Annotated in this window: 23 protein-coding genes; 15 read left to right on the forward strand and 8 right to left on the reverse strand. The window is 64.0% G+C overall.

Annotation, left to right across the window (positions count from 1 at the left end; translation table 11 throughout):
* Positions 1 to 72 precede the first annotated feature (72 nt).
* From AB6B38_RS01630 to AB6B38_RS01650, 5 genes are all read left to right on the forward strand, one after another.
* Positions 73 to 504, forward strand: a complete 432-nt coding sequence (locus AB6B38_RS01630) for a MaoC family dehydratase (protein ID WP_371393922.1) — start codon at positions 73 to 75, stop codon at positions 502 to 504.
* The gene (locus tag AB6B38_RS01635; RefSeq protein ID WP_371393923.1) at positions 501 to 1,412 is read left to right on the forward strand and encodes a bifunctional riboflavin kinase/FAD synthetase; all 912 of its coding nucleotides are present in this window, start codon (positions 501 to 503) and stop codon (positions 1,410 to 1,412) included. The genes AB6B38_RS01630 and AB6B38_RS01635 overlap by 4 nt, the downstream gene beginning before the upstream one ends.
* Before the next feature lie 169 nt (positions 1,413 to 1,581).
* Entirely contained in the window at positions 1,582 to 4,539 is a 2,958-nt protein-coding gene (ileS, locus tag AB6B38_RS01640; protein ID WP_371393924.1) for an isoleucine--tRNA ligase, read from the forward strand.
* Positions 4,536 to 5,081 (forward strand): signal peptidase II, encoded by a 546-nt coding sequence (lspA, locus tag AB6B38_RS01645; protein ID WP_371393925.1) that lies wholly within the window; start codon positions 4,536 to 4,538, stop codon positions 5,079 to 5,081. The genes ileS and lspA overlap by 4 nt, the downstream gene beginning before the upstream one ends.
* 94 nt (positions 5,082 to 5,175) lie before the next feature.
* On the forward strand, positions 5,176 to 5,715 hold the full coding sequence (locus AB6B38_RS01650) for a DUF3035 domain-containing protein (protein WP_371393926.1): 540 nt from the start codon (positions 5,176 to 5,178) through the stop codon (positions 5,713 to 5,715).
* A 142-nt stretch (positions 5,716 to 5,857) separates the two neighbouring features.
* Here AB6B38_RS01650 and AB6B38_RS01655 read toward each other — a convergent pair whose 3' ends face one another.
* From AB6B38_RS01655 to ubiA, 4 genes are all read right to left on the reverse strand, one after another.
* On the reverse strand, positions 5,858 to 6,295 hold the full coding sequence (locus tag AB6B38_RS01655) for a MarR family winged helix-turn-helix transcriptional regulator (RefSeq protein ID WP_371393927.1): 438 nt from the start codon (positions 6,293 to 6,295) through the stop codon (positions 5,858 to 5,860).
* Between the two features lie 38 nt (positions 6,296 to 6,333).
* The gene (locus AB6B38_RS01660; protein ID WP_371393928.1) at positions 6,334 to 6,981 is read right to left on the reverse strand and encodes a methyltransferase; all 648 of its coding nucleotides are present in this window, start codon (positions 6,979 to 6,981) and stop codon (positions 6,334 to 6,336) included.
* Positions 6,982 to 7,021: 40 nt separating this feature from the next.
* Positions 7,022 to 7,522: a peptide-methionine (R)-S-oxide reductase MsrB gene (gene msrB / locus AB6B38_RS01665; protein WP_371393929.1), complete on the reverse strand. Its 501-nt coding sequence runs from the start codon at positions 7,520 to 7,522 to the stop codon at positions 7,022 to 7,024.
* A 72-nt stretch (positions 7,523 to 7,594) separates the two neighbouring features.
* A complete protein-coding gene (gene ubiA / locus AB6B38_RS01670; protein ID WP_371393931.1) occupies positions 7,595 to 8,545 on the reverse strand; it encodes a 4-hydroxybenzoate octaprenyltransferase in 951 nt (316 codons plus the stop codon).
* Positions 8,546 to 8,628: 83 nt separating this feature from the next.
* Between ubiA and AB6B38_RS01675 the strand changes: the two genes are divergently transcribed.
* Both AB6B38_RS01675 and AB6B38_RS01680 read left to right on the forward strand, forming a co-directional pair.
* A complete protein-coding gene (locus tag AB6B38_RS01675; protein WP_371393932.1) occupies positions 8,629 to 9,396 on the forward strand; it encodes a 16S rRNA (uracil(1498)-N(3))-methyltransferase in 768 nt (255 codons plus the stop codon).
* Positions 9,397 to 9,523: 127 nt separating this feature from the next.
* On the forward strand, positions 9,524 to 10,897 hold the full coding sequence (locus AB6B38_RS01680) for a glutamate--cysteine ligase (RefSeq protein ID WP_371393933.1): 1,374 nt from the start codon (positions 9,524 to 9,526) through the stop codon (positions 10,895 to 10,897).
* Between the two features lie 224 nt (positions 10,898 to 11,121).
* On the opposite strand, the gene AB6B38_RS01685 is transcribed toward AB6B38_RS01680, so the two are convergent.
* Entirely contained in the window at positions 11,122 to 12,168 is a 1,047-nt protein-coding gene (locus AB6B38_RS01685; protein WP_371393934.1) for a deoxyhypusine synthase, read from the reverse strand.
* Positions 12,169 to 12,189: 21 nt separating this feature from the next.
* Positions 12,190 to 13,440, reverse strand: coding sequence for a type III PLP-dependent enzyme (locus AB6B38_RS01690; RefSeq protein WP_371393935.1), 1,251 nt, complete (start codon positions 13,438 to 13,440; stop codon positions 12,190 to 12,192).
* A gap of 216 nt (positions 13,441 to 13,656) precedes the next feature.
* On the opposite strand from AB6B38_RS01690, the gene AB6B38_RS01695 reads away from it, so the two are divergent.
* The 4 genes from AB6B38_RS01695 (at position 13,657) to AB6B38_RS01710 (ending at position 19,146) form a co-directional block, all read left to right on the forward strand.
* Complete coding sequence (locus tag AB6B38_RS01695) at positions 13,657 to 14,457, forward strand: phosphonate ABC transporter ATP-binding protein (protein ID WP_371393936.1); 801 nt, start codon at positions 13,657 to 13,659, stop codon at positions 14,455 to 14,457.
* Positions 14,454 to 16,457: a phosphonate ABC transporter, permease protein PhnE gene (gene phnE, locus AB6B38_RS01700; RefSeq protein WP_371393937.1), complete on the forward strand. Its 2,004-nt coding sequence runs from the start codon at positions 14,454 to 14,456 to the stop codon at positions 16,455 to 16,457. Before AB6B38_RS01695 ends, phnE begins: the two co-directional genes overlap by 4 nt.
* Before the next feature lie 127 nt (positions 16,458 to 16,584).
* On the forward strand, positions 16,585 to 17,724 hold the full coding sequence (locus tag AB6B38_RS01705; RefSeq protein WP_371393938.1) for a substrate-binding domain-containing protein: 1,140 nt from the start codon (positions 16,585 to 16,587) through the stop codon (positions 17,722 to 17,724).
* Between the two features lie 120 nt (positions 17,725 to 17,844).
* A complete protein-coding gene (locus AB6B38_RS01710) occupies positions 17,845 to 19,146 on the forward strand; it encodes a pentapeptide repeat-containing protein (RefSeq protein ID WP_371393940.1) in 1,302 nt (433 codons plus the stop codon).
* Positions 19,147 to 19,242: 96 nt separating this feature from the next.
* Here AB6B38_RS01710 and secA read toward each other — a convergent pair whose 3' ends face one another.
* On the reverse strand, positions 19,243 to 22,002 hold the full coding sequence (gene secA / locus AB6B38_RS01715; RefSeq protein ID WP_371393941.1) for a preprotein translocase subunit SecA: 2,760 nt from the start codon (positions 22,000 to 22,002) through the stop codon (positions 19,243 to 19,245).
* A 145-nt stretch (positions 22,003 to 22,147) separates the two neighbouring features.
* Between secA and AB6B38_RS01720 the strand changes: the two genes are divergently transcribed.
* Genes AB6B38_RS01720 through AB6B38_RS01730 form a run of 3 tightly spaced genes read left to right on the forward strand, consistent with a single transcriptional unit; the run spans position 22,148 to position 23,823 of the window.
* Entirely contained in the window at positions 22,148 to 23,191 is a 1,044-nt protein-coding gene (locus AB6B38_RS01720) for a peptidylprolyl isomerase (protein WP_371393942.1), read from the forward strand.
* A gap of 48 nt (positions 23,192 to 23,239) precedes the next feature.
* Positions 23,240 to 23,659 carry a (deoxy)nucleoside triphosphate pyrophosphohydrolase gene (locus AB6B38_RS01725; RefSeq protein WP_371393943.1) on the forward strand — a complete coding sequence of 140 codons (420 nt, stop codon included), beginning with the start codon at positions 23,240 to 23,242 and terminating at the stop codon, positions 23,657 to 23,659.
* Positions 23,656 to 23,823 carry a Flp family type IVb pilin gene (locus AB6B38_RS01730; protein WP_371395056.1) on the forward strand — a complete coding sequence of 56 codons (168 nt, stop codon included), beginning with the start codon at positions 23,656 to 23,658 and terminating at the stop codon, positions 23,821 to 23,823. The genes AB6B38_RS01725 and AB6B38_RS01730 overlap by 4 nt, the downstream gene beginning before the upstream one ends.
* Before the next feature lie 25 nt (positions 23,824 to 23,848).
* On the opposite strand, the gene AB6B38_RS01735 is transcribed toward AB6B38_RS01730, so the two are convergent.
* Positions 23,849 to 24,655, reverse strand: coding sequence for a DUF2306 domain-containing protein (locus AB6B38_RS01735; protein ID WP_371393944.1), 807 nt, complete (start codon positions 24,653 to 24,655; stop codon positions 23,849 to 23,851).
* Between the two features lie 114 nt (positions 24,656 to 24,769).
* Here AB6B38_RS01735 and AB6B38_RS01740 point away from each other — a divergent pair, with 114 nt between their 5' ends.
* The gene (locus AB6B38_RS01740; RefSeq protein ID WP_371393947.1) at positions 24,770 to 25,777 is read left to right on the forward strand and encodes an AraC family transcriptional regulator; all 1,008 of its coding nucleotides are present in this window, start codon (positions 24,770 to 24,772) and stop codon (positions 25,775 to 25,777) included.
* The last annotated feature ends 1 nt before the right edge of the window (position 25,778 follow it).

The raw sequence follows: 25,778 nt of genomic DNA on the forward strand, positions 1-25,778 counted from the left end.
CAAAGCTAGACAAGTGCAGTCAAAATTCGGTTAAACACCCGGCAGAAAAGCGCGGCAATGCGGATGGACCTTATGCAGGGCTTTGGAATCAACGAGTTGGAAGTCGGCCAGACGGCCTTCATCACACGTATGGTGGACGATGAGGCCGTGCGCCGCTTCGCCGAGGTGTCCGGTGACTTCAACCCTTTGCACCTTGATGAGGCGTACGCAGCGCGCACACCTTTTCGCGGGCGCATCGCTCATGGCGCGCTGATCGCCTCCTATATCTCGTGTGTGCTGGGCAATCATCTGCCCGGTCCCGGCGCGGTGTTTGCCGGCATGACGATGCGCTTTGAGCGCCCGGTGCGCCTTGGCGATACCGTGATTGCCCGCGCGACGGTAACCAGCATCGATATCAAGCAGCGCCGCGTCATGCTCGACTGCACCTGCGAGGTCGAAGGCGAGCTGTGCATGAAGGCCGAAGCCGAGGTGATGGTCCGCAAGCGCCGGGCCGCGTCCGAATGAGCGGCGTTGCCGCTTTGGGCAATTTCGATGGTGTGCACGCAGGACATCGTGCAGTGCTGGATGTTGCCCGCAATCTTGCGGACCGTATCGGCTCTATGCCTGTGGCGGCGGTTTTCAGCCCGCATCCGCGCCGCCTGTTCCGCGCTGACGAGCCGCCCTTCCGCCTGATGAGCGATGCCCAGCGTGAGCGCGCGCTGCTGGCCGCCGGGGCCCAGCGCGTGGACACGATCCGTTTTGATGCGCCTCTGGCGGCGATGACGCCAGAGGCTTTCGTGCGCGACGTGCTGGTGGGGCAGCTGGCGCTGGACGGGGTGGTGACGGGGGCGGATTTCTGCTTTGGCAAGGGCCGGGCGGGCAACGCGGAAACACTCAAAAGCCTGGGGGCGCAGTATGGTCTTGCTGTCGATATCGCGCCGACGCTAATTGCCGATGATCTCGAGGAGCATGGCAAGTTCTCATCCAGCGCGGTGCGCAATGCTCTTCGTGAGGGAGATGTGGCGGCGGCCGCGGGCCTGCTGGGCCGTCCCTGGGCCATTGAAGGCGAGGTGGCCCATGGCGACAAGCGCGGGCGCACGCTGGGCTTTCCCACGGCCAATATCCCGCTTGGCGACTATCTACGCCCCAAAGCGGGCGTCTATGCGGTATGCGCAAAGCTACCGGGCCATGCAGAGCCCGTGGGCGGTGTAGCCAACATCGGCAAGCGCCCGACCGTGGAGGGGACAGAAGAACGCCTTGAAGTTTTCTTCTTCGACTTTTCCGGTGATCTTTATGGAAAGACGCTGGAGGTGGAGCTGATCGGCTTTATCCGCGAGGAGCGCCGCTTTGACGGGCTGGACGCGCTGAAAAACCAGATCGCTCTGGACAGCGATGAGGCGCGCGCGCTTCTGGACCGCCAGCGCGCGTCCTGATAGACCGGCAGCCATGAGCACACAGCGCTTTCACATCATCGCGCGTATCCCGCGAATTACCGGCCCGGCCCGCGCCTGATCCCGTTCTCCAACGGGCCGCGCGTCAGCCGGGATTTGTCCAAGCCACGATGATCTGAAACGACCGATACCAGAAACGGGATACGCCGCCATGAGCGACGCGACTGCCACCGACACCCGCGACTACAAAGACACGCTTTTCCTGCCCGCGACCGATTTTCCGATGCGTGCGGGCCTGCCCCAGAGCGAGCCGAAATGGCTGGAGCGCTGGGAGGCGGCAAAGCTTTACGAACAGATGCGCGAAACGGCCAAAGGCCGGGAGCTGTTCGTGCTCCATGACGGCCCGCCTTACGCCAACGGGCATATCCACCTTGGCACCGGCATGAACAAGATCCTGAAGGATTTTGTCGTGCGCACACGGCGTATGGCCGGGTTTGATGCGCCCTACCGTCCAGGCTGGGACTGCCACGGCCTGCCCATCGAGTGGAAGGTGGAGCAGAGTTTCCGCGCCAAGGGCAAGAAGAAGGACGATGTGCCGGTTGCCGAGTTCCGCAAGGCATGCCGCGACTATGCTGCCGAGTGGATCGATGTGCAGCGCGCCGAGTTCAAGCGCATGGGCGTGGCCGGTGAGTGGGACGATCCCTACACCACCATGGCGTTTGATGCCGAAGCCGCTATCGTTTCGGAGTTTCTGAAATTTGTTGACAAGGGCCTCGTTTATCGCGGTTCCTCGCCGGTGATGTGGTCGCCGGTGGAGCAGACGGCTCTGGCCGAAGCCGAGGTGGAGTATCACGACAAGGTTTCCACCACGATCTGGGTGAAATTCCCGGTGCGCGGCGTGAAGATGGATGGTTCGGGCATTGCTCCGGGGATGGCAGGCGCAAGCGTGGTCATCTGGACGACGACGCCCTGGACGATCCCGGCCAACCGGGCGATCTGCTACTCGAAGAAAATTTCCTACGGGCTTTATGAAGTCGAAGGCGCCGACACCGGCGCGGACTTCCTGCCCTGGGCGCGCCCCGGCGACAAGCTGATCGTGGCCGATGCGCTGTGGGAAGATGTCGCGAAAGCCGGTTTCATCGTGAAGGCAAAGCGTCTGGGCGATGCCGATGTGGAGGGGCTGATCTGCTCCCACCCGTTTGCCAAGACCGACAAGTACTGGGATTACCGCGTGCCGTTGCTCGATGGCGATCACGTCACCGACGAGCAGGGTACGGGCTTTGTCCACACTGCCCCCGGCCACGGTGCGGAAGACTATGCCGCCTGGATGGCCAACAAGGTCTGGCACGATCCCAAGGAGCCGATCCCGCACACTGTCGGCCCTGACGGGGCCTATCTGCCGCATATCCCGCTCTTTGCAGGGCTGGAGATCGTGCGCACGGACGGCAAGAAGGCAGGCCAGGACGGCCCGGCCAACAAGGCTGTGGTTGATACGCTGATCGAGGCGGGCAATCTTCTGGCGCGCGGGCGGCTGGAGCATTCCTATCCGCACTCCTGGCGCTCGAAGGCTCCGGTCATCTTCCGCAACACCAATCAATGGTTCATCGCCATCGACAAGGATATGGGCGATGGCACGACGCTGCGTCAGCGTGCGCTGGAGGCCATTGACGCTACCGAATGGACGCCGAAGACAGCGCGCAACCGCATTCATGCCATGGTGTCGGACAGGCCGGACTGGCTGATCTCTCGCCAGCGCGCCTGGGGCGTGCCGCTGACCATCTTCGTCCACAAGGCGACGGGCGAAATCCTCAATGATGCGGCCGTCAATGCCCGCATCGTGAAAGCGGTGGAATCTGCGGGCGCGGATGCGTGGTTCGAGGCCGACGCGCAAGACCTGCTGGGCGATCAGTACGACGCGTCGGAGTACGAGCAGGTCACCGACATTCTCGATGTCTGGTTTGATTCCGGCTCCACCCACGCCTTCGCCCTGCGCGAAGGCGAGTGGCCGGCAGACGTGTACCTGGAAGGCTCCGACCAGCATCGCGGCTGGTTCCAGTCGAGCCTGCTGGAAAGCTGCGGCACGCGCGGGCGCGCGCCCTACAAGGCCGTCGTGACCCACGGCTTCATTGTCGACGAGAAGGGCATGAAGATGTCCAAATCGCTCGGCAATGTGCTCGCACCCAATGCGGTGGCGGAGAAGTATGGCGCGGACATTCTGCGCCTCTGGGCGGCCAGCGCCGACTACTCAGGCGATCTGCGCATTGGCGAGGCGATCCTGCAATCGGCGGTCGATTCCTACCGCAAGCTCAGGAATACGCTGAAATACCTGCTGGGCGCGCTGGACGGGTTCTCTGATGCCGAGCGGGTGGAGCCTGCCGACATGCCCGCTCTGGAGCGCTTCATGCTGCATCGCATGGCAGAGCTCGATGAGACCGTGCGCGCAGCCTATGCGGCCTATGACTTCAAGCGGGCCTGGTCGGCTTTGTTTAATTTCTGCGTCAATGACCTTTCCGCCTTCTATCTCGATATCCGCAAGGACAGCCTCTATTGCGACCGGCCGGATGCGATCCGCCGCAGGGCCGCGCGCACGGTGATGGCCGAGCTGCTGGACCGTCTTGCCCTGTGGATGGCGCCGCTATTGCCCTTCACGATGGAGGAGGTCTGGGCCTCGCGCTATGGCGACGATGCGCCTTCCGTCCATCTGGAGACGTTCAGGGACACGCCAGACAGCTGGCGGGACGAGACGCGCGCCGAGCGCTGGCGGACCATCCGCCGTTTGCGCCGGGGCGTGACGGCGGCACTGGAGATCATGCGCCGCGACAAGGTGATCGGCTCCAGCCTGGAGGCTGCGCCGGAGGTCTATGTCACCGATCCGGCCTACCGTGCCGCGCTGGACGCCGAAGCGCCCGGCGGGGTGGACGATTTCCTCGCCGAGCTGTGCATCACCAGCCAGGCTCATCTCAAAGACGGGGAGGGGCCTGCGGACGCCTTCCGCACCGAAGACGCGCCGGGCGTCGCCGTGGTCTTCAAGCCGGCTGAGGGCCGCAAATGCGCCCGCTCCTGGCGGATCACCACCGATGTCGGTTCGGATCCGCGCTATCCGGACCTTTCGGCGCGCGATGCCGACGCGGTGGCCTGGTATGATGCACGCAAGGGCAATGCCGCATGAGCGCGCTCGCCCGCTATATCCCGTCCAACCGGCTCGCCGCGATAGGCGCAGGGCTTGCCGTGCTGGTGATCGTGCTCGATCAGGCGTCCAAGCTGTGGGTGCTGCACGGGCTTGGCTTCATGGAAGGCGGGGCGGGTACGCGGATTGAGGTGCTCGATCCCTGGTTCAACCTCACCATGGTGTGGAATAGGGGTGTCAGCTTTGGCCTGTTTGCGGCGGAAAGCCTGTGGACGCGGCTTTTGCTCATCGGCTTCTCGCTGGCGATAGCGGGCGTAATTGCCTTCTGGCTGACGCGCGCCGAGCGCAAGCTGCAGGCGCTGGCCTTTGGCCTCATCATTGGCGGGGCCATCGGCAATGTCATTGACCGCATCGCCTATGGCGCGGTGGCGGACTTTCTGGACTTTTCCGGCCTGTGGTTTCCCTACGTGTTCAACGTGGCTGACGCGGCCATTTCGGTGGGTGTCGCCGGGCTGGTGCTGGACGTCATCGTGCATGGCAGTGAGCGCAAGCCCGCCACACCGGCAGACGGGATGTCAGATTAAACTATCCTCATCCCTGCCGCTAAGGGTGGCGTTCCCCGCCAAGCCTCTGTTAGAAGTAAACAAGAGTTTTCCAGTTTCAGGAGCGTCTTGATCCATGCGCATCCAAAATATTCTTGCTGTGGCTGCGATGACCCTTGTCGGGGCGAGCGCCTGCACGTCTGGCGTCCGTCAGGCTCTGGGTACGGAGCGCACCGCGCCGGACGAGTTCCGCGTCGTGACCATCGCGCCGCTGACCGTGCCGCCGGAATACTCTCTGCGCCCGCCGGCCCCCGGCCAGCTGCGCCCTGAAGATATCTTCCCGGATCAGCAGGCGCGCCGCGCCCTGTTTGGTGACTTCTCTTCAGAGAATGCCAGCCGTGGCGAGATCCTTCTGGCCGCCCGCGCCGGCGGTGCGGATGCCAACCCGAATGTGCGCGCGCTCATCGATGGTGAGACGGCGGCTGTCGTCCGGAAGAATGAAGGCTTCGCTGACCGGCTGATTTTCTGGCGGTCGGAAACCATGGTGCCCGGCGCCGACCGTGCAACGCCCATTGATGTGGACGAAGAGCGCCGCCGTATCGCGGAAGTGACCGGCGGCGGTGATGTGACCATCGTGCGTCCGCGCCGTTCAGGCCGGAAGCTGCCGGGGCTTTAGGGCTCACCACTACCAGCCAGTGAATTGAAAGCCCCGGATGGCAACATCCGGGGTTTTTGCTGCAAGACAGTGAACCCCCGGAAGCCCGATGGGCTATCCGGGGCCTCTATCCGCTTCTCCTGCACAAGGTCCCGGCTCTGCGCTACCCCGCCTCGTCCATGTTCAGCCGGCCGAGCAGATCGTGCAGCCGGTCAGCATCCTCTTCACCCAGACGCTCGGCCAGCTCGCCATTGATCTCGCGCAATATCTGATCGGCCTTGATGGCAAGCTCGCGCCCCGCTTCGGTCAGGGTGACGATAGCACCCCTCTTGTCGGCCGAATCCTGGCTACGCGTAACAAGACCGGCTGCCTCCATGCGCGTGACAAGGCCGGTAACGGCAGGCGCGCCCAGCGCCAGCGTCTCGGAGATCGCGCCCATGCGCCGTTCACCGCGCCGCATCAGCAGGAACAGGACGGCAGATTGCGCTGCTGTTACGCCCGCCTCACTGCGCAGGCGCGCATCGGCCTGCCGGTGCAGCCGCCGGGCGGTGATTTCCAGCAAGAGATATAGCCGCCGATCAACGGCGCGAGCGCGTGCCATGTCCCCTGATGGCTTGATTCAACGCCTTTTGGGAAGAACTAGCCGGTAAATCGCCAGACGCGGGCAAGGCGCACATCGCGGTCTTCCAGATCCCGGCTGACCGGCGTGTCATAGCGCGCCAGCGGCTCCAGCTTTTCCTTTGGCAGGAAATGGCGCCCCGGATCACCGATCAGCACCACACAGCCGCGCTGGTGCAGGCTTTGCAGCCAGTCTGCGATGCGCTGTGCGCCGGGGCCTTCGTAGAACACATCCCCGGCCAGCACGACATCCCAGCCCCTGTCGATGCCGACCAGATCGGCTTTCTCGGCCTGAACCGTCACGCTGTTCAGCGCGGCATTGGCGAGAATCGCCTCGACGGCAAACGCGTCTATCTCGCTGGCGTCCACGTGTGCGGCGCCTGCCCTGGCCGCGCCAATGCCCGCAATGCCGCAACCGCTGGCAAAGTCCAGCACATGCCTGCCCGTCACGAGGGCGGAATTGTCCATCAGATAGCGCGCCAGCGCCTGCCCGCCTGCCCACGCAAATGCCCAGAAGGGCGGTGGCAGGCCGGCCTCACCCAGCGCTTCTTCGGTCTGCTGCCAGATGGCTATGGTCTCATCGGCCAGATGAAAGCGCAGCTCCGGCGTCAGCGGCGCGGAGGCGATGCGTGTGTGGGCGGCGATGAAGGATTGCGGATCGGCTATCATGCCTGCCGTCTAACCCCGCGCGAGGCGCTGCGCCAGCGGGCTATGCGTCTCCGGCAGGAATGAAGCGCAGCGCAATGCCGTTATTGCACCAGCGCTGGCCGGTGGGATGTGGGCCATCCTCGAACACATGGCCCTGATGCCCGCCACAGCGTGCGCAATGATATTCGGTGCGCGGCGTCCAGATACGATAGTCTGGCTTTGTGTTCACCGCCCCGTCCAGCGGTTGCCAGAAGCTCGGCCAGCCGGTGCCGGATTCGTATTTGGTTTCAGAGGAAAAGAGCGGCAGGCCGCATCCGGCGCAGGCATAAATGCCCTCACGGGTCTCGTCGTTCAGCGGGGAGGAGCCGGGCCGCTCGGTGCCTTCGCGGCGCAGCACGTTGAACTCTGCAGGGCTCAGACGCTCGCGCCACTGCGCTTCTGTCAGGCTGGCCCAGTCAATGCCGTCCTCGCTGGCGGGTGGCGTGCTGGCAGAGCCTGTGTTGGACGGCCCGCAGGCCGCCAGCGATATGCCGGAGAGAAGGGCAAGGCGGCGCGTCAGCATGGTGGAGCTCCATTGATCGCTCATTCTACCATGTAGTTCGCACCAGCGGCGCCGCCAGTTACGTGCCGCCCATCACATCGGCGCGAGTGCACCCAGCAGCAGGGCCGCCAGCAGGATCAGGCCCGCCTCGCGGTTGGATTTGAAATGGGCAAGGCAGGCCGGGCCGTCATCGGGGCGGAAGCGCGAAGCCTGCCATACGAGGTGCACCGCATAGGCGGCAAAGACCGGCGCAAACACCAGCCCGGCACCGGCCTTGATGGCGGCCAGAGCGGTGAGCACAAGCGAAGCGCCGTATATGGCACCGACTGCCGGCCCGATGGCATGGCCCAGCACGCGGGCGGAGGATTTGACGCCTACAAGCGCATCGTCCTCCATGTCCTGGCAGGCGTAGATCGTGTCATAGCCCAGCGTCCACAGGGCGGCGGCGGCATAGAGCAGGCCGGCGGCGATCCAGTCCGTGCCGCCGAGCGCCGCATACCCCACCAGCACGCCCCAGTTGAAGGTGAGGCCCAGCCATACCTGCGGCCACCAGGTGATGCGCTTCATAAACGGATAGGCGGCCACCAGCAGCAATGCCGCCAGAGCAATACCGATTGCCATGAGCGGCAGGAACACGAGCACCAGAGCGCCCACTGCGCACTGAGCGGCCAGAAAGATGAGCGCCTGCTTTACGGTGACAGTACCGGCGGCCAGCGGACGGTCGGCCGTGCGCGCCACCTTGGCATCAAGATCGCGGTCGGCAATGTCGTTCCAGGTGCAGCCCGCTCCGCGCATCGCAATCGCACCGATGGCAAACAGGGCCGCATATCCGGCCATGGTCGAGCTCACGCCCGTCTCGATAGCCACCAGCGCCAGCCCCTGGAAGCAGGGAATCGCCAGCAGCCAGAAGCCTATCGGCCGGTCATAGCGGGCAAGACGCAAGTATGGCCGCCAGCTTTCCGGCGCGCGGTCCACAAAGGTGCGCGGGATGGAATCGGCGACGCGGCGGTCGCGCGCCTTGTTGTGGGGGCTTTTCGCGTTCATGCCCGACTAGTTATCGCGCCGGATGCCTGCCGCATAGCCCTTGACGCTTGGCGTATGGACGCACCGGCGCTAGAGGGGAGGTCATGGTCACCACACCCCGCCTTTTTGTCGATGCGCCGCTTAGCGAAAGTGCTGAGCTGATCCTGCCGCGCGAGCAGGCGCACTATCTCGTCAATGTGATGCGCCGGGAGGCCGGTTCGCCCGTGCGCGTCTTCAACGGGCGTGATGGAGAATGGCAGGCAAAAGTCGCCGACGCTTCGCGCAAGGGCGCGTCCCTGCAGGTGGAGACCCGTCTGCGAGAGCAGATCGGCGTGCCGCCTTTGCGCCTGTGTTTTGCGCCGGTGAAGAAGGCGCGCACCGATTTCATCGTCGAGAAGGCGACCGAGCTGGGCGTGGCGCGGATCCAGCCCGTCATTACCCGCCGCACCCAGTCCGAGCGCGTGCGTACCGACCGCCTGCTCGCCCTTGCCACCGAAGCGGCTGAACAGACCGAGCGGCTCTGCCTGCCGGAAATGTCAGAGCCGGTGACGCTGGAGCGCCTGCTGGCGGACTGGCCGGACGGCGAGCGCCTGATCTTCTGCGATGAGGCAGGGGACGGCGAGGGTGCCTGGGGCGGGCCGGAAGGCCGCGCGCGGCCCATGGCGGACATGCTGGGGGCCGAGACTGGTCCCGCTGGCCCGTGGTCCATCCTCATCGGCCCGGAGGGCGGATTTGACGAAGCGGAGAGGGCGCATCTGCGTTCCCTGCCCTATGTGCGCGCCGTCACGCTGGGCCCGCGCATATTGCGCGCTGACACGGCAGCGGTGGCGGCGCTCACGCTCTGGCAGGCGGCGCTGGGGGATTGGCGTTGATGCAGTTGCAATCGCTCGCGATCCGCCCCGCGCGGGTAAAATAACGGCAGGCTGGCTCTTGCCGCGCACAAAAAGCCTTCATAAGTCATGCAAACCTAACAAACCGGCGGGAGGCCAGCGAGGCGATATGAGCGGCACCTACACGCCCGGCGGCGAAGGCCCCCCCATTGAATCGAAAGACCAGCTGATCGCCCATCTCGCTTCCGGCGAGAAGCCGCGCGAGAGCTGGCGCATCGGCACCGAGCACGAGAAGTTCGGCTTTACGCTGGAGGGCCATCGCCCGCTTGCCTATGACGGCGACGGGCCGACCGTGCGCAAGATGCTCGAAGGTCTTACCCGGTTTGGCTGGGAGGTGATCGAGGAGAACGGCAAGCCGGTGGCGCTCAAACGCAATGGCGCATCGGTCACGCTGGAGCCGGGCGGGCAGTTCGAGCTATCCGGCGCGCCGCTCGAAACGCTCCACCAGACCTGCGCTGAGGTGAACGGGCACCTGAGAGAAGTGCGCGAAGTGGCCGACGAGATCGGCGCCGGTTTCCTGGGGCTGGGATTCTCGCCGAAATGGTCTCTGGAAGAGACCCCGATGATGCCGAAAGACCGCTACAACATAATGAAGGCTTATATGCCCAAGGTCGGCGGGCTGGGCCACCAGATGATGTTCCGCTCCTGCACCGTGCAGACCAATCTCGATTTTTCCTCAGAGGCCGATATGCGCGCGAAATTCCGCGCCTCCATGGCCCTGCAGCCCATCGCCACCGCGCTGTTTGCCAACTCGCCCTTCGCCGATGGCCGCCCGAACGGCTTTGTCTCCTACCGCGCCCATGTCTGGACCGATGTGGACCCGGACCGCACCGGCATCCTCCAGTTCGTGTTCGATGAGGGCTTTTCCTACGAGCACTATGTCGACTGGGCGCTCGATGCGCCGATGTATTTCGTCAAGCGCGAGGGGCGTTTTCTCGATGCGTCGGGGCAGTCTTTCCGCGATTTCCTCAAAGGCAAGCTGCCGGCCCTGCCGGGTGAGCTGCCCGTCATGGGCGACTGGGAGGATCACCTCTCCACGCTTTTCCCTGAGGTGCGCCTGAAGACCTTCCTGGAACAGCGCGGCGCCGATGGCGGGCCATGGAACAGTCTGTGTGCGCTGCCCGCGCTCTGGGTGGGCCTGCTCTATGACGATACCGCCCTCAACGCTGCGCTGGACCTTGTGAAGGACTGGACGGCGGAGGAGCGCGTGGCCCTGCGCCTCGGCGCGGCCCATTGCGGGCTGAAGACCGCTTTCCGCCGCGGTAAGATGCAGGACCTCGCCAAGGAGGTGCTGGCCATCGCCCGCTCGGGCCTTAAAGCGCGCGCCCGCCTCAACCATCATGGCGAGCACGAGGCGGTCTTCCTTGATGATCTCGATGAGATCGCGGCCAGCGGCATCACGCCGGCTGAACGCCTGCTGGCGCTCTATAACGGGCCGTGGGGCGGGTCCGTGGAGCCGATCTTTAAAGAGGCGGCTTACTAGAACTTTCAGCTGCGCGTTTCACCGGCGTAAGCCGGTGCCCAGTCTTATTTCCTTGAGGCTCGCACGCGCGTTTGCGCTTGCGGCGCTGCGCGCCGACTGGACCCCGACTTGCGTCGGGGAAACGCAAAATTGGTGAACAAAAAAACCCCGGATGGTGCCATCCGGGGTTTTCGCGTTCTGGAGAGCGGCCCCGGGTCTCGCAAGCTCGCCCGGGGTTTCAGCGCCTAATCCTCAAACATGTCCGCAAAGCGCCGGCGCGGACGGTTTTTCCACGCGCCGCGATGGAACACGTCCGACACGATGACCGGGGCCACGGTGGTCGCTTCGGCATAGACCATCTGCTCCAGCGTGACATCGACCTTGCCCCAGGAGCAGGCCTCTTTCAGCGTGGAGGACGAGCACGCACCATCGCGCACATCGGCAACCGTGATCTGCACGGCGTATTCGTGCATCGGCACTTCGTGGCCGAGGATTTCGGCGCAGACAACAGTATCCTGCGCGAAATTTTTCGGCACGCCGCCGCCGACCATGAACAGGCCCGTCTTGCCGGCCTTGATCTTGATGTCGGTCAGCTCGCGGAAATCGGCCACGGCGTCGATGGCGAGATAGGGCTTGTTCGCCTTCATGCGCTCGACCTGGTGCTTGACGAGGCCAAAGCCCGCCGAGCAGTCGGCAAAGGCCGGCACGAAGATCGGGACGCCGTGACGATAGCACTCCTCGATGAGGGAGCCCTCTTTCTTGGCGTTGCCATCGGCCAGCCACTTGCCCATCGCCTTGATGAAGGCACGGCTGGAGATGGGCTTGGGATCGAGCGAGTTGGCGATATCACCGATCGTGTGATCGGTGGTCTGCAGCTCTTCCTCGTCGATATAGGTGTCGTAGATCCGGTCGATATAGAGATCGCGCAAGACCCGGTCGTCCGGGATCTCCTTGGCCTGGTAGTGCTTGAAGCCCAGCGCCTCGAAGAAATCCATGTCCACGATGGACGCGCCGGTGGCCACGATCGCATCGACCATGTTGTTGCGCACCATGTCGCGCCACACATGCATGCAGCCGCCTGCGCTGGTCGAGCCGGCGAGGGTGAGGATGACCGAGCAGTCCTTGTCGGCCACGGCCGCCTGCAGGATGCGGGCAGCGCGCGCGGCATCGCGGCTGGAGAAGCTCATCTTCTCCCACGCATCGATGATGACGCGGCCATCAAAGCTCGCAATATCGATATGCTCGACCGGGCTGGCCAGCAGCTCGGCCTTACGATTGGAATTATCTGTCATTTTCTTCTCTTGGTGACGTTCTTAGCGTCTCTTGATAAGGCGTTGCCGGCGGCGTCGCAGCCGGGTGAAGGGGACGACCGAGCCTTCGCTCTGCTGCTCGCGTTCGGGCGAAGCCAGCACGGGCTGATCGTACAGCGAATGCCAAGGGTAGTCGGAAACCGTGACAGTCTCCACATCCCCGAAGCCATTAAAGCGCGTGGCCATTGCGGTGCCATAGGCGCCCAGCATGCCAAACTCGATGACATCGCCTTCTTTCAGGTCGGCGGGAAGGTCATACGGGCCGGGCATGGAATCGATGGAATTGCAGGTTGGGCCATAGAGGCGGAACGGCGCGGTCTGCGCGCTGGGCTCGCCATTGGCGCGGTGCACACGCATCGGATAGCTCCAGCGTGCATGCACGATGTCAAACAGGCAGCCATAAGAGCCGTCATTCATGTAGACCGCATCGCCCTTGATAAGCTCGACGCGCGTCAGCACGGATACGGCCTCGGCAACCAGCGCGCGGCCAGGCTCACACCACAGATCGGCATTCTCAAGGACCATCATGTCCTCGAAGGCGTGCTCGATGGCGCGCACATAGTCTTCCAGCGGCGGCGGGGTGAGACCGGGATAGATGGACGGAAAACCGCCGCCCACATCCACAATGTCCACCGTCACACCGGCGCGCGCGATCAGGCGCGAGGCTTCCATCATCGCCGCGCGATAGGCGCTGGGCGCCATGCACTGGCTGCCGACATGGAAGCTCACACCAAGCTCGTAGGCATGCGCGCGGGCCAGCCGGATAAGATCGGGCGCTTCGGTCTCGTTCGCGCCGAACTTGCCCGCCAGCGGCAGGGTCGCGCCGTCATTGGACACAGCCAGGCGCACGACCAGCGTCAGATCGCGCGCATGACCTGTTTCCTGCAGGATTTTCTGCAGCTCGGCTTCGCAATCGAGGACGAAGATCTTCACGCCATGGTCGTGATAGGCGGACGCGATGGCGCGCCGGCTCTTCACCGGATGCATGAAGGCCATGGTGGCATCAGGACACCGGCTGGCAATCAGCTCGACCTCCGGCAGGGAGGCGACGTCAAACCAGCGATGACCCGCTGCATACAGCGCATCGATCACCCATGGCGAAGGGTTCGCCTTCACGGCGTAGAGAACTTCACCCGGAAAATGTTCCTGGAACCAGCGGGACGCTACGGCCAGACGGTCAGGGCGCGCGCACGCGACCGGGCCATCGACGGGCCGAAGGCGGACCAGGTCCAGGGGCGTTTGGTGCTCGGACAACTCACGAGACCCCCTGTCAGCAGTTAACCCAATCCGGCATCGTCACCTCCGCCGGGACTGCGCATTTAGGGCCTCGCTGCGGCGCTGTAAAGAGAAAATCCACAGCAGCGCAGCGGCATGCGGCAACCGGTGCCGGAAAGGGTGGCACACGACATTTCGTATGGCATAACACGAACGCGCCAACGGCCAAAAAGTGCCGGGTGGAGGGGATAAAAAATGACCGCGAAGAATCCCGCCTTGTCGGTTGACCAGGTTACGAAGACCTACGGCACGGCGGTCGCCCTTTCCGGCGCCAGCCTGACGGTAGAGCCGGGCGAGATGGTGGCGCTGATCGGCGCTTCGGGTTCAGGCAAGTCCACCCTGCTGCGTCTGGCCTCGGGCCTGGTGCTGGCTGATGCCGGTTCTGGCGCTATCCGCCTGTTTGGCGAGAAGGTGCAGGAGAATGGCAAGCTGTCGGCGCGCGTGCGCCGGGCACGTGCCAGGGTCGGTTTCATCTTCCAGCAATTCAATCTTGTTACCCGCGCCAGCCTCTACGCCAACGCGATGCTGGGATCGCTCGGCCAGATTGCGCCCTGGCGCGGCATTACCGGCTCGTTCCCGGATGATGTACGCAAGCGCGCCATGGAGGCGCTGGAGCGCGTTGGCGTGGCCGGGCATGCTGGCAAGCGCGCGGCCAATCTGTCTGGCGGCCAGCAGCAGCGCGGCGCGATTGCGCGCGCTCTGGTGCAGCGCGCCGAGGCGATTTTCGCCGACGAACCCATTGCCTCGCTCGATCCGGTGTCTGCGCGCCGCGTCATGCGCCTTCTGGCAGAGCTGAACGAACAGGACGGCATGACGGTGGTGGTGACGCTCCACCAGGTCGATTACGCGCTGAAATACTGCCGCCGCGCGGTCGCGCTGAAAGCGGGCCAGATCATTTATGACGGGCCCATTTCCGGGCTGACGCGTGAACGCCTGATCGAGATCTACGGCGATGAATACCGCGATGTGATGGACGAGGAGCCTGTGCGCGCATGAGTCTCCTCCTTCGCCTGCTTGTCCTTCTCGGCATGGCCCTCACGGCCCCTGTAGCGCTCGCACAGGAGCGCGACCGCATTGTCTTCTCCGTCATCTCCACCGAGCAGACAGAGGCCGTAGAGGCCCTGTGGCAGCCCTTCGTGGAAGACATGGAAGAGACGACCGGGCGTGATATCGAGCTGGTCTCGGCGATCGACTATGCCGGCGTGATTGAGGCGATGCGCTTTGGCCAGGTGGATGTGGGCTGGTTCTCCAACCTCTCCGGCCTGCAGGCGATCCGGCTGGCCGATGCCGAAGTGTTCGCCAAAACGCTCTATCCGGGCGGGCAGGAGGGGTATCGCTCCGTCATCCTGGTGCGCGAAGACAGCCCGATCCGTACGCTGGAAGACCTGCTGGTGTGCGATGGCTCAATGTCGTTCGCGCTGGGTGATCCCAACTCCACTTCCGGCACGCTGGTACCGCTGGCCTATATCTTTGCGCCGCGCGGTATCGATCCGCAGTCCTGCTTTGCACAAGTGACAAACGCCAATCACGAGCAGACCGCGCTGGCGGTTGTGAACGGGTTTGTCGATGCAGGCACCAATAACACCACCAATCTAGACCGTCTGGCCCAGACCCGTCCTGAGGCGCTGGCGGGTCTGCGCATTCTCTGGTCCTCGCCGCTGATCCAGACTGACCCGATTGTCTGGCGGCGCGATCTGCCTGAGGAGACGAAAGCCGAACTCCTCTCCTTCTTCCTCACCTACGGGTTCCGCGGAGACGCCGCACAGCGCGAGTACGAGCAGGCGGTACTGGAAGACCTGTTCCTGGGCGGTTTCCTGCCGGCCACTGACGAACATCTGCTGCCGATCCGGCGGCTGGAGCTGATGCGCGATCTGGCCGAGACGCAAGCCAGCGACGCGCTGGAAGAGGGCGAACGGGCAACGCGGCTGGAGCAGGTAGAGCTGGCCATGCGTGAGCTCGCCGCCGAAGAACGGCGTGTCGCCGTGCGCGACCTTGCTGATGACCTCATCGAAGCCCGCGCCCGCATGGAGGCCGAACCGGACGCTGCCAGCGCCGACATCAACACGCTGGTCTCTGCCTTCCTGTCTGCCCAGCCCCGCATCGAGGTCGAGCGCCGCATCCGGCGGGTGACGGCCAGCGAGCTGACGCGTGGCCTTATCGGCCTCGGGGCCGGTCTTGCCCTTTTCACACTCCTGATGATCCGCTCGCGCCCGCCGCGCTTTGGCCCGTCGCGGCTGATGAGCGACCGTCTGATCGATGCAGCTATCTGGTCGGGTCTGTTCGGCCTGCTGATCTGGAGCTTCTGGCCGGCGGAAATGTTCAAGCTGCCGCTTCTGGGCACGAATGCACCGCGCATGGGTGAGTATATCGCCGGCTTCTTCCAGCTCGATCTCGATGGCTGGGAGACCTATGCCCGCCAGACCCTCATCACGGTGCAGATCGCGCTGTGGGGTACGGTGGTGGCCGTTATCGCGGCCATTCCGTTCGGCCTGCTGGCTTCTCGCAATATCGCGCCTGTCTGGATCGTGCAGCCGGTGCGCCGCCTGATGGATGCCTTCCGCGCTATCAACGAGCTGGTCGTGGCGGCGATTTTCGTGGCGGCGGTCGGCCTTGGCCCGTTTGCCGGTGTGATGGCGTTGGCGCTGCACACTACAGGGGTTCTCGCCAAGCTGTTCTCCGAAGCAGTCGAAGCCATTGATGACGGGCCTGTGGAGGGCGTACGCGCTACCGGGGCGGGGCCGATGAATGAGGTGGTGTGGGGTGTGATCCCGCAGGTCATCCCGCTCTGGGCGTCCTATGCGCTCTACCGGTTTGAATCCAACACCCGCGCGGCGACCATTCTGGGCCTTATCGGTGCGGGCGGTATCGGCCAGGTGCTGATCCAGAACATCCGCTCGTTCGAATACGGCAAGACGGCTACCATCCTGCTGATTATCATCGCGGCCGTGACGGCCGTGGACCTGATCTCGCAAATGCTGCGCAGGCGGCTGGTCTAGAGGGAATACAAGGAGCGGCCTTGCAGATGACGCAGACGTGACAAGATGTGCCGGCAAGATGTCACACAGCTGACATCTTGCCATGCGAAGTGCGGTTCAAGTTTGTTCAACCCCGAAGGGTCAAAACATGAAATTTGCTGTCCTGACGTGTGTTTCTGCCGTAGCGGTCTCGTTGGCGCTGAGCGCAGGCGTTGAGGCGCAATCGCGCGATTCCATCCGCATTGTCGGTTCCTCCACCGTGTTCCCGTTCACCACGGCCGCGTCGGAGAATTTTGGTGCCACCTCCGGTTTCCGCACGCCGGTGGTGGAATCGACCGGTACGGGCGGTGGCATGAATCTGTTCTGCGGCGGTGTGGGCCTGCGCCATCCCGATATTACCGGTGCATCGCGCCGCATGCTGCCGAGCGAGTTTGAGCTCTGCCGGCGCAATGGCGTACGCGAGATCACCGAAATTCCGGTCGGCTATGACGGTATTGTCGTCACCCGGGCGGCCGGCACGCCCTCTATCGATTTCCAGCGCCGCGATCTCTTCCTTGCGCTCGCCTTCACCATCCCCATGCCGGTAGATGACGCTGGCGAGCCGGTGTTCAGCGCCAGCGGGCAGATGCTCGCAGACCGCGATTTCAACGATGTTGCCGGTTATTCGTGCGAAGCCTTCATTCCCAATCCGCACCGGCGCTGGTCGGATGTCTCCAATGATCTGCCGTCTGACCGGATCGAGGTGATCGGCCCGCCTCCGACCTCCGGCACGCGCGACAGCTGGATTGAGCTGGCCATCCAGCCGGGCGCGCGCCAGATCGATTGCCTCGATGGACTGCGCAGCAGCGACCGCAACCGGTTTGAGGAAATCTCCAGCCGCCTGCGCGAGGACGGCCCCTGGATTGATGGCGGCGAGAACGACAATGTGATCGTCCAGACCGTAGCCAATTCCGGCACCGCCGTCGGCGTGTTCGGCTATTCCTATCTCGAACAGAATATGGACCGGCTTGTGGCCGCGACCATTGAAGGCGTCGAGCCGGAATATGACGACATTTCCGAAGGCGTTTATCCGATCGCCCGTTCCATGTTCGTCTATGTGAAGAACCAGCACGTTGCGGCCGTTCCGGGTATCCGCGAATGGGTTGAAGAGCTTACCAGCGAAGATGCCTTCGGCCCGTTTGGCTATCTGGCCGATCGTGGCCTTGTCGCGCTGCCGGAAGCTGCCCGCGATGAGGTGCGCGAAGGCGCGCGTGCGCTTACCCCGATGACGGGCATTGACGCGCACTAGAGTGCCGCCCGGCCGGGCGTTTTGTCTATCAACGCGGCGTTAAGCCCGTTCGGGCTATCCTGTAACGCGTAGCCGGGTCCTTTTTGGATCCGGCGAAGCGGCAGGGACTTGACGCGCGCAATGATTGGACGCCCCGTAACCTATCACCGGCTCTCGCAGGACGAGGTCGACAATATCTGCCAGCGGCACGCCAATCTCCTGCAGGGGCGGATGAATGGTGCGCGCGCCAGCTTCGCCTACAAGGTGATTGAGGGGCTGGACCTGTCGGGTCGAAATCTCACCGATGCGGACTTTTCCGGCGCGGTGCTGGCAGGCGCCAATCTGGCCGGCACCAATTTTACCACAGCCAACCTGTTTGCCGCCGATATGCGCCGGGCCAATCTGGCCGGAGCGACCTTGCGCCGGGCCGATATGCGCGGCGCCATATTGCGCGGTGCGAACCTGACCGGGGCCGATCTCAGCCAGGCTGATCTGCGTGAGGGCGCGATAGCCCAGGTGGACCGGGAAAAGGGTCTGGCCATCATCACCCACGAGCAGCGCCCCAACGAGGCCGTGGAGGCCAATTTCACCGGCGCGAACCTCTCCAATTCCAAGATGACAGGCGCCATCGCCCAGCGCGCGGACTTTTCCGACGCGGTGCTGATCGGCGCGCGCATGCAGCGGGCAAACTTGCGCGGTTCGCGCTTTCCCGGTGCCAATCTGGAAGGCGCTGACCTGTCGGGCGCCGACCTGACCGAAGCCGACCTGACCCATACCGTGCTCATCGGCACCAAGCTCGACCATGCACACACGCGCGGCATGCGCACGGACGGCGCACTGACCGATACGCCGACCGGGCCGGAGCTGGCGGCCAATGCCGACGAGACGGCCAAGGCGCTGGAGGCTCATGCGTTGTGGTGCGAGACCGGCGGGACGCAGGGCGCGCCATCGACGTTTGACGGGGCTGACATGCGCGGGCTGAAGACGCTCTCCGGGCGCAATCTCACAGCCTTGCAGGCTCGCGGTGCGACGCTGTACGGGCTTGATCTGGGCGGTGCCCAGCTGCAGGGCGCGCGGCTGGAGAAGGCTGATCTGCGCATGGCGTCCTTGCGCGGGGCCGATTTGCGCGGGGCCGACCTCACCGGCGCGCGTCTGAACAATGCCGATCTGCGCGGCGCGAAGATCGGCGCGCTCCTGCTGCCCAATGACCGCAAGCTGGCAGCGAGCCTTGCCGCCGCCGTGCTGCGCTATGCCGATCTTGAGGGTGCGGACTTGCGCGATATCAGCGCGACAGGCGCGGATTTCTCCTACGCCAGCCTGAAAAGCTGTGATGTGCGGCGCGGCCGCTTTACCGGCTCATGCTTTACGGGCACGGCCCTGCCGGATGATTTCCGCGAGCATGCCGATGATCTTGACGGCGTTGTCGATCTGGATGCGGCCTGACACGGTGAAGCCCCGGACGCTGCGCAGCAGCTAGCCGGGGTCTCTTTCCGCTTTTCTTGCACGAGGTCCCGGATAGCCCTTCGGGCTTCCTGGAGTTCAGGACGCGGGGGATTCAGCCCCGATAGCCCCGTGGCAATGCTTGTACTTCTTGCCTGATCCGCACGGACAAGGAGCGTTGCGTTGCACGCGGCCCCAGGTGGATGGATCGTTCGGGTTCAAGGTCGCGGCAGCAGCACGGCTGACCGCCGGGCCACGCGCCGGTGTCCGGGGCGCACCATCGCCCGAGACAGGCTCGCCGGTTGTCGGATCGACGCGGCTGGCCTGCATGTTTTGCGGCGCGCGCGGCATTTCCGGAGGCGGCGCGGCAGGTTCAACCCGGATCGAGGACAGTATGCGCGTGGTTTCAAAGCGCAGATTGTCCAGCAGGTTTTCAAACAGCGCGAACGCCTCGCTCTTGTACTCGTTCAGCGGATCACGCTGGGCGTAGCCGCGCAGGCCGATTACCGAGCGCAGCGCGTCCAGCTGGTGCAGATGCTCGCGCCAGTTATGGTCGATGGTCTGTAGCAGCATCTGCTTCTCGATCCGGCGCATCAGCTCCGGCCCGGTATTGGCGGCCTTCTCGGCATACGCCTCGTCAGCCGCTTTCAGGATGCGCTCAAGGATTTCCTCGTTGGCGATACCGTCTTCTGACGCCCATTCCTTGATCGGGAGCTGGAGGTTGAAGTGCTTCTCGACCTCTTCCTGCAGGCCTTCAGTGTCCCACTGGTCGGCATAGGCGCGCGGCGGCATGTGGCGCTCGACGAGGTCTTCGGCGCACTGATGGCGCATGTCTTTCACGACGTCGGACACATTTTCCGATTCCATGAACTCGATGCGCTGCTCGAAGATCGCCTTGCGCTGATCGTTCATCACGTCGTCGTATTTGAGAATGTTCTTGCGGATGTCGAAATTGCGCTGCTCGACCTTTTTCTGCGACGTCTCGACCGCCTTGGACATCCAGGGGTGCTGGATGGCTTCGCCTTCCTTCATGCCCATGGTGCGCATGATGGTGTCGAGGCGCTCCGGCGCGAAAATACGCAACAGGTCGTCTTCCACCGAAATGAAGAATTTCGAGCGGCCCGGATCACCCTGACGGCCCGTCCGTCCGCGCAGCTGGTTATCGATCCGGCGCGATTCATGGCGCTCGGTGCCGATCACGTAGAGCCCGCCGGCTTCCAGCGCGGTTTTCTTGCGTTCGGCGACTTCTGCCTCGATGGCTTTGCGCTTTTCGGAAACGGCCGTGTCGTCCGGCTCGCGTCCGGCTTTTCGCTCCTCGGTCAGCCAGTCATTGACCAGAAAATCGACATTGCCGCCGAGCTGGATGTCGGTGCCGCGCCCGGCCATGTTGGTGGCGATGGTCACGGCGCCGGGAACGCCGGCCTGCGCGATGATGGAGGCTTCCTGCTCGTGATAGCGCGCATTGAGGACCTGGTGCTTGATCTTGCGCCTTTTCAGAAGCTCGGAGAGCACTTCGGATTTCTCGATCGACACGGTGCCGACGAGGATGGGCTGGCCGCGCCCGTGCGCTTCCTCGATGCTGGTAATGATCGCGTCGTATTTTTCCTTGGCCGTGCGGTAGAGCTCGTCTTCCTCGTCAATGCGCTGGACAGGGCGATTGGTCGGGATTTCCGAGACGCCAAGGCTGTAAATGCCGGCAAATTCCTCCGCTTCGGTCGAGGCCGTGCCGGTCATGCCTGACAGCTTCTTATAGAGGCGGAAATAGTTCTGGAAGGTGATTGAGGCCAGCGTCTGGTTCTCAGGCTGGATCTCGACATTCTCCTTCGCCTCGATGGCCTGGTGCAGTCCGTCTGACAGGCGCCGTCCGGTCATCATCCGCCCGGTGAACTCGTCGATGAGCATCACCTTGTCCTCGCGGACGATATAATCCTTGTCGCGCTGGAACATCTTGTGGGCCTTGAGGGCCTGGTTCACGTGGTGAACCGTGGCGATGTTCTCGATATCGTAGAGATCACCCTCGTCCAGCAGGCCGTGCTCGCGCAGCAGCTCCTCAATGTGCTCGTTGCCTTCCTCGGTGAAGGTGACGGAGCGGTTCTTCTCGTCGAGCGCAAAATCCTCGTCCTTCAGGAAGGGGATCAGCTTGTCGATCGTCTTGTAGAAATCGGAGCGGTCATCGGTGCGCCCGGAAATGATGAGCGGGGTGCGCGCCTCGTCGATCAGGATAGAGTCCACCTCGTCGACAATGGCGTAGGCATGGCCACGCTGCACCATCTCGCGCAAGCTGTATTTCATGTTGTCGCGCAGATAGTCGAAGCCGAGCTCGTTATTCGTCCCGTAGGTGATGTCACAGGCATAGGCGCGGCGGCGCTCTTCATCGAGCATCTGGTTGAGAATGACGCCGGTTTTCATGCCGAGGCGTTCAAACACCCGGCCCATCCACTCGGAGTCGCGCTGGGCCAGATAGTCGTTGACCGTGACCACGTGCACGCCTTTGCCGGGCAGGGCGTTGAGATAGGCGGCGAGCGTGGAGACAAGCGTCTTGCCTTCGCCGGTTTTCATCTCGGCAATACCGCCCTCGTGCAGTACCATCCCGCCGAGAAGCTGCACATCGTAATGGCGCTGGCCGAGGGAGCGTTTGGCGGCTTCGCGAACGGCGGCAAACGCCTCTACCAGCAGGCTGTCGAGCGTGTCGCCCTTTTCCAGCCGTGCCCTGAATTCGCCGGTTTTGGCCTGCAGGGCTGCGTCATCGAGCAGCTCAAATTCCGGCTCCAGCGCATTGATCTGATGCACCTTGGGCATCATGCGCTTTACGGTACGGTCGTTTGAGGAGCCAAAGAGTTTGCGGGTAAAAGAAAGCATGTTTTATCAGCCGTCGCGGGGCGAAATGGGTGATCAGACGCACCGGGCCAGTGTACAAGGCAAATCCGTACGTGGCCTGGGCGCCTGTGCGGCGCTGGCCCTGAAGCAGCGCGCTTGAGATCAGGGACTTAAGGAGGCAGGCATAGTGTGTCAATCGAACCGGACCGCCAGACGCTGCAGTGCAGCTCTCGCAATCTTCGTCTCTGCCGCTGTGCTCGCCGCGTGCGGCGCTGAACCTGACCGCCAGGCAGAACCTGCCGAACCCGCCGTGCGGGCCGAGGGGCGGGTAGACGTGCTGGCGCGCTTCCTGGCGCTGGAGCCTGCCGGGCCGGACGATTCCGTGGTCGCCGAGGTGGGTACGACTGTCATCTATGCCTCGGATGTGCGCCGGGAGATTGCCGCGCGCAGCCTGCATGACCAGCCAGCCAGCGTTGCGCCGTCAGACCCTGTTTTCCAGCAGGTTTTGTCAGAGCTGACCGAGCAGCGCCTGCTGGCGCTGGAAGCGCTGCGGCGCGGCATGGACCGCGATATCGAGGCGCGCCGCCGTCTGGCCGCCGCCGAGGAGCGCATTCTGGGCAATATCCTGGTCGAGACGGTGGTGGCCAACTCCATCACGGACGAGGCCATTGAGCGGATCTACCAGGAGCAGAACAGGCTGGCCCCACGTGTGGAGGAAGTGCGTGCCAGCCACATCCTCGTCACCACGCGAGAGGAGGCAGAGGAAGTTGCCCGCCTGCTGGCCGAGGGTGAGGATTTTGCGCAGCTGGCCCGGCAGGTCAGCCAGGATCCCGGCACGCGTCTTGATGGCGGGGATCTGGGCTATTTCACGCGCGACGGCATGGTGCAGGCTTTCTCCCGGCAGGCATTTGACACAGAAGTGGGCGTGATCTCCGAGCCCTTCCAGACCGATTATGGCTGGCATGTGCTGCGGGTGACCGACCGGCGCGTACAGCCGCGTCCGGGGCTGGAGTCCCTGCGAGGCAATATCGTGCGCTTCCTGACGCTGGAGGGAATCCAGACGCTGCTCGACACGGTGCGCCAGACCTATCCGGTCACGCGCAGCGGCGTGCCCGCCCCCTCCCAGATACGCGCGCCCGGCCCTGTTCAGCCCGGTGACCCTGAAGAATCCGGCGAAGACGAACCCGATGATGCCGGCCTGGATGATGCCGGCGAGGCATCTGAGCGTTAGGTTCGCGCTAACCGTGTCCACACACTCCGATTTAACGAAGGATCAGGCATGATGCCGGCTGAGAAAGCCCACCTCTTGCTGGTGGCGGCGTGCGCGCTTGTTGATCCCGATGGCCGGGTGCTCATCGCGCAGCGCCCTCAAGGCAAGGCATTTGCCGGGCAATGGGAGTTTCCCGGCGGCAAGGTGGAGGCGGGTGAGTACCCCGAAGCAGCCGTGGTACGCGAGCTGCGCGAGGAACTGGGAGTGGAGCCATGCGAGCGTTGCCTGCAGCCCTTCGCCTTTGCGTCCCATCCGCTGGAGGACGGGCGTCATCTGCTGATGCCGCTCTATGTGTGCCGCAAATGGGACGGGTTCCCGGACCCGAAAGAGGGCCAGGACATCGCCTGGGTGAAACCGCACGATTTGAGCAGGTATGCGCTTCTGCCCGCCGACATTCCCTTGGCCGCCGAGCTGCGCGACCGGCTCTGACCGCCGATACCGGCGGCGCTACCGCCATCGAGTACTCGCTGATTGCTGGTCTGATCGCGCTGGTGCTGATTGGCGCGCTGACGCTTCTGAGCGGGGAGAATGGCGGCATGTGGGCTCACGTCCAGACCGAAGTTACCAGCGCGCTATCGGGCGAGGGGGGCTAACGGCCCCCGCCGCCTTCCACATTGGTCAGACGTGTGGCAGCCACATAATCAAGGCGGCGGCAAACCCTCCAAACGCTGTCAGCCCTGCCAGCGCGGTGATGAGAGCCGCCATGGCGAGCTTTGCTCCCGCTTTGTGTCCATCGCCCGCGCGCAGATAGAGCTCGTACACGGCCAGCGGCAGGAGGAATGAGGCAAAGCCGAAGAATACGCCTGCCGGGCCGTCCAGCCGGTCGCCCAGCCAGAGTGGTGACTGATGGAGCATGATCCAGCCGGAAATCATGATGCGCAGGAACCAGACCCCGCTGACGGCCAGAAAGAGCCGCGTCGCCCAGCGCCGGTGAATATCGATCCGGCGGGCCATGGCGTGGCGCACGGTGAAGGCAGCGAAAATCAGGATCAGCACGCCATTGAGCGAGATGGAGATATCGTTGGAGAGGCCGCTGGCCGCCGGACGCGTCCAGGTCAGGAACAGGCCGGCGAGCGAGATGATAACGGCCAGGGTGAGGTAGAAGCGTCCATTCCAGCGGTGAAAGGCCGGAAACCGGTTGCGTATCTGCGGGGTGAGCTGGGCCAGTCCGCCAATCGTAATCAGGCAGGCCAGCAGCACATGGGCCATCATGGCGGCATTGCCTGCTGGATCGCCCTCGATATGCCCGTTGCGCATGATGAGGTTCCACACCGCGCTATCGCCGCGTAACGTGCCGGTGCCGTAAAGTGCGGCGATGTAGAACGCGAAGAGAAGCTGGAAGGCGGCGGCAATGATGAACCAGAGCGCGGCCGAAGCTTGCAGCAGGCGTGCGGGCAGGCCGCCGGGCGGAGTTTGACGAGTCATGGGTTTGTTATCCTTGAGTTATCGACCTGCCAGGAGCTTATCGCTGCGCGGATGGCGCTCCATGACCGGACGTATCGCGGGCATGATCTGCGGACACAGCACGGGTGGTTGCCGTTGAGCGGGCCTACGGTCGCAGCCGGGTATGCCGCTACGCTGGTGGATTTTGCCCAGCGCAGCGGTGCCAGCCGCCACGCGCTATTGCAGGCTGCGGGCATCGCCCCTGACAGCCTAGCCGACCACGATGCCCGCATTCCGTTCGAGCGCTATGTGGCCCTCATGCGCGCGGCCAAGGCGATGACGGGCGATCCGGCTCTTGCGCTGCGCTATGGCGCGGCAGTGGATCTGTCGGACATCTCGATACTGGGCCTGATCTGCCTGGCGTCGGAAACCATGCTGGACGCGTTCGCCCAGATGAACCGCTATGGTCAGCTGGTGGTGGAGGCGGCCAATACCGATGGCGGCGAGCGCTTTGCCCTGCAACGCAAGGGCGGTGCCTTGTGGCTGGTGGATAACCGGGTGATCCCGCCGGACTTTCCCGAACTGGTGGAAACCAGCTTTGCCCTGATGGTCAGCGGCACGCGCCGTTTTGGCGATACGCCCTTCGTGCACGAGGTGCAGGTCAGCTATTCCGACCCCGGCTATGCCGGCGTGTATCAGGAGATTTTCCGCGCGCCGGTACGGTTTGGAGCGAGCTGGAATGCGATGCGGATCGACGAGGCGTGGCTCTCCCACACCATTGCCGAGCAGCCGCGCTATGTGTTCGGCGTGCTGGCCGCCCATGCCGACCGGATGCTGGAGCGCATCGGGCAGGGACAAAGCCTGCGTGCGCGGGTGGAGGCTGCCGCACTGCCTGCCCTGCACACAGGAGGTGTCTCTGCGGAGACAGTCGCAGGCCAGCTCGGCATCAGCCGCCAGACGCTCTATCGCCGCCTGAAGGGCGAGGGGACCAGCTTTGAGCAGATACTTGACGCCTTGCGCCACCAGCTCGCCCTGCATTACTTGGCCGGACGCAAGGTGTCGGTGAAGGAGACGGCCTATCTATTGGGCTTTTCCGATCCGGCGGCGTTTTCACGCGCGTTCAAGCGCTGGACGGGCGAGCCGCCCAGCATGATGAAGGGTTAGG

The sequence above is a fragment of the Glycocaulis abyssi genome (genome assembly GCF_041429775.1).
GTDB classification, from domain to species: Bacteria; Pseudomonadota; Alphaproteobacteria; order Caulobacterales; family Maricaulaceae; genus Glycocaulis; species Glycocaulis abyssi.